Raw genomic sequence first — 3,430 nt, 5'->3', positions numbered from 1 at the left:
TTCCCGAAGTACATGGTCGATGCCCAGGAGTTGCCGAAGGTCGTCAAGGGCGACCTGACCACCACCCCGCCGCCGTTCCACGATCCCACCCCGTTCCACCACACCCCCGACGATCCGGCAGACCCAGAGCCGCATATTTCCCTGGAGCAGGTCCCGCTCAAGGGCGTGCTGGACATCCCACACCACGACCGGATCTTCGCCGATGTGATGGCCGGGTTCCGCCGTCGCATCAGGGGAGTGTCGGAGGCGTCGGTGGACGCGTTGCGCGAATTCATCGGCGAGGGCAATTTCCGCAGCAACCTCCCGATGATGGAGGGCGGGTCGGTGGCGTCCCCGACCCTGTACACCAACTCCGGCAAAGCATTGGGGTACTTCCGGTTCGAGGTGGTCGATTACCGGGGTGGGGACACCCTGACCGGTCCCACCATGAAGGGCGGCTCGCGGCTGGAGTCGAATGTGTTGCGGGCATTGCGCACCCAGAACAGCACCACCATCAGCAGTTCCCTCGGCGGTTCCGTCGCACCGTCGCTGGGGTTCGGCAAGGGCAAGGCGGACAAGGCGACCGGCTACTCACCGGCCGGTGGCACGGTCAACCCGTTCAAGTTCGGGATGGTGCATCAGGCCGCGCATGCCTTGAACTACGGCGCTCGCGCCTACACCTCCCGCGCGCTGCGCCTGGTGCACGATCTGCTGCACACCACACCCACCATGCAGCTGCGTGTCACGTTCGTGCGTCCTGACGGGCGCGCGGTGGGACCGCGCCGGGGCACACCGCTGGTGGGCGGCAAGGGCTACCCGGTCAACATGCTGGTACCGCCGAAGAGCGCCATGGGCCACAAACCCACCAAGAACGAAAGACAGTACCTACCTGCGCACCTGCTGCATCTCGAGGATCTCGGACTGACGGTCACCCCCCTGCAAGTCAAGGTCCCCGACACCATGTTCACCCAGCTCGAGCAGTTCCTGCGCAAGCAAGGGTTCCTACCACCTGATGTCGCCACCCCGGGCATGCTGGACTCCCTGACCCAGGACGCCACCGACACCCAGCGGTTGAACAACGTCCGCAAACTCGACCACCTCCGCAGCCGCATGGGTCTGCTGTCGACCGCGGACGAGATGATCCAGGGCGAGATCGACGACGACGGGAAGATCACCGGCGGTACCGAGGTGACCTTCGTCAAACCCACCCCGACCGGATCCGAGCGCATCACCGTCAACCTGCTGGCCCTGCGCCGCTACTCCTCGACCACCGACCGGCACCGGGGCGTATCGCACGATTGGGTGCTGCCGGAGATCCAGACGATGAACTACACCGGCGCGGTCCTGCCCGGTGGTGAGTCGGACTCGAAAACCCCGCGCGGCTGGAACCTGGGCCTCGGCGGCCAGGCGACCAACCCGTTGAGCGCCCCGCACAGCGAAGGACTGGCCAGCGTCGCCGGCTCCTTTACCTACTCGAGCAGCCACAGCAAGGTCGAGGAGTACGACACCGGTTTCGGCGAGGAGAACTACACCTTCAGCCCCGGCCCCAAGAGCGCTCAGCCCGGCAACCAGATCTTCAGCGTCCCCACCCACATGTGGATGAAGATCCACTACAGCCACGGCGCCAGCCCAGCCGCGGTCCACGACGAGGGCAGCTACCACCTGGCCGTCCCGACCTACCTCACCGACAAGGTGAAACGCGCCACGTCACCCTCACCTCCACCCACCGTCCGCGACGTCGACCCGACCGACGCCACCGACCCCGACATTCGGCGTCTCGCCGTACCCGGCCCGGGCCACTCGCTGGTCGACGGGGTCATGAAACTCCCCCAGTCCGCTGTCATCGGCCGCCACAACCCCAGCAAGACACTCATCAAGGTCGTCAACGATCTCATCCGCCGCGCCCAGCTCGAAGCCGCCGCGGCCAGCGAGAACGGTGAATCCGACGGCGACGAGGACCGGACCGGCGTACCCGTGGTGACCGGCACAGCGGCCGTGACGGACACCCCGGTGACCGATACGCCGGTGACGCCGAAGCGAGGCGGGTCGTCCCGCCGGACCACACGGATGCCCGGCGCCTTCGAAGATCTCGAAGACGATCCCGAAGACTTGCGAAGGGACAAGATCCAACTGCGAACCCGCAAGACGCGGCGGCGCACAGAAGATCCGACTTCTCCGAAGATCCTGCTCACGAACCCCGAAGGCGAACAGGAAGACATCGCCCCACCGGATTTCCGCGTGCACAGCGACAGCGATTCGCTGTCGGCGGGAACCTCCGACGATCACTCCAGCGCCTCCAGCGACCGGATCGCCGCCGATGCCGGATCGCCGGGGTGGACGGAGATGGGTAAGGCCCTGGCCAAGGGCGCGATGCACTGGGTGGTCGATCCACTCACCGGTGTCGGTAAGTGGGTGTGGCGCACCAACTTCGGTGAGCCGACCGCGAACCCGGAGTCGATGGGCCAGTCGGTCGTGCACACATCGTTGTCGACGCACCATATGAGTTCGTTCGCGCCGTTGATCTTCCGCGATTCCTACAAGTTCGAGGTCGAAACCCCGGGCTCCATCGCCGGTTCGGACTACACCGTCGAGATCACCGGCTATCTCGACGACGTGGAAGTGCTCGACCCGGCGGCGATCGACACCGAGCATTGGCTCGAGTCCACCAACGCCTCCTCGCACACCGAGTCCGAACAGAAGGGCCATCAGAGCACCTTCAGCACCGGCGGCCGCTACGGCGAGAAGTCCGACCCCAGTTTCAACCCGGTGGGCGCCTACCAGCACAACCGAACCAAGACGACACACGTCACCAACACCGACACCACCGACACCCTGCGCGTGACCTCCGACTACGGCGGCAACGTGCACCGCCTGCGCGCACGCGCGCACTACCTGGTCACCCTCAAGGTCGGCACCCGCAACGTCGCCTCAGGCGTGCTCCCCGAGAAACTCGGCCGGGGCCTGCACCTGCGCGACACCCGCTCGCGCATGGTCGACGCACCGCAGGCGATGGAGATCTTCCTGACCGACAACGACCTGCACGCCAACCCCGACCTGATGCACCAGGTCCAGCAGGCCTACGCCAAACGCAAGGTGCCTGTCACCATCGCCGACGAACAGCCCGCGGATCGCAAGCTGCCCGACGTGTTCTTCGACAAGAAGAACCCCGGCAAGAACAATCTGCTCGGTTTCGGCGCCACGACCGAGGTCGAGTTCGCGGACGGCCGCAGCGCCTACGACAAGACCGTCGTCGACCTCGTCGAGAAGATCGCCCCCGGGGCCACCAAAAGCGGCTCGGCCAACTACCACCCCGGCCTGCTGTCTCGCATCAACCAGCAGACCACCAGCTTCGGCACCCGCACCCTGCCCAACGCCGGCTCCGAGGGCAAGGCCTCGATCCACTTCATCCACCGCCACCCCGTCTTCGGCCCCCGCCTGGTCGAAATCAACT

The 3,430-nt window shown here is 66.1% G+C and carries 1 protein-coding gene; it reads left to right on the top strand.

Annotation, left to right across the window (positions count from 1 at the left end; all coding sequences use genetic code 11):
• Positions 1-3,430: hypothetical protein (locus JZ791_RS43640; RefSeq protein WP_216903786.1), on the top strand; the 3,430-nt coding region annotated here is incomplete at both ends.

The sequence above is a fragment of the Nocardia alni genome (assembly GCF_019038435.1).
In the GTDB taxonomy this organism is placed as follows: domain Bacteria; phylum Actinomycetota; class Actinomycetes; order Mycobacteriales; family Mycobacteriaceae; genus Nocardia; species Nocardia alni.
The sequence above is the reverse complement of the archived record's forward strand: the minus strand, read 5'-3'. Positions and strand labels throughout refer to the sequence as shown.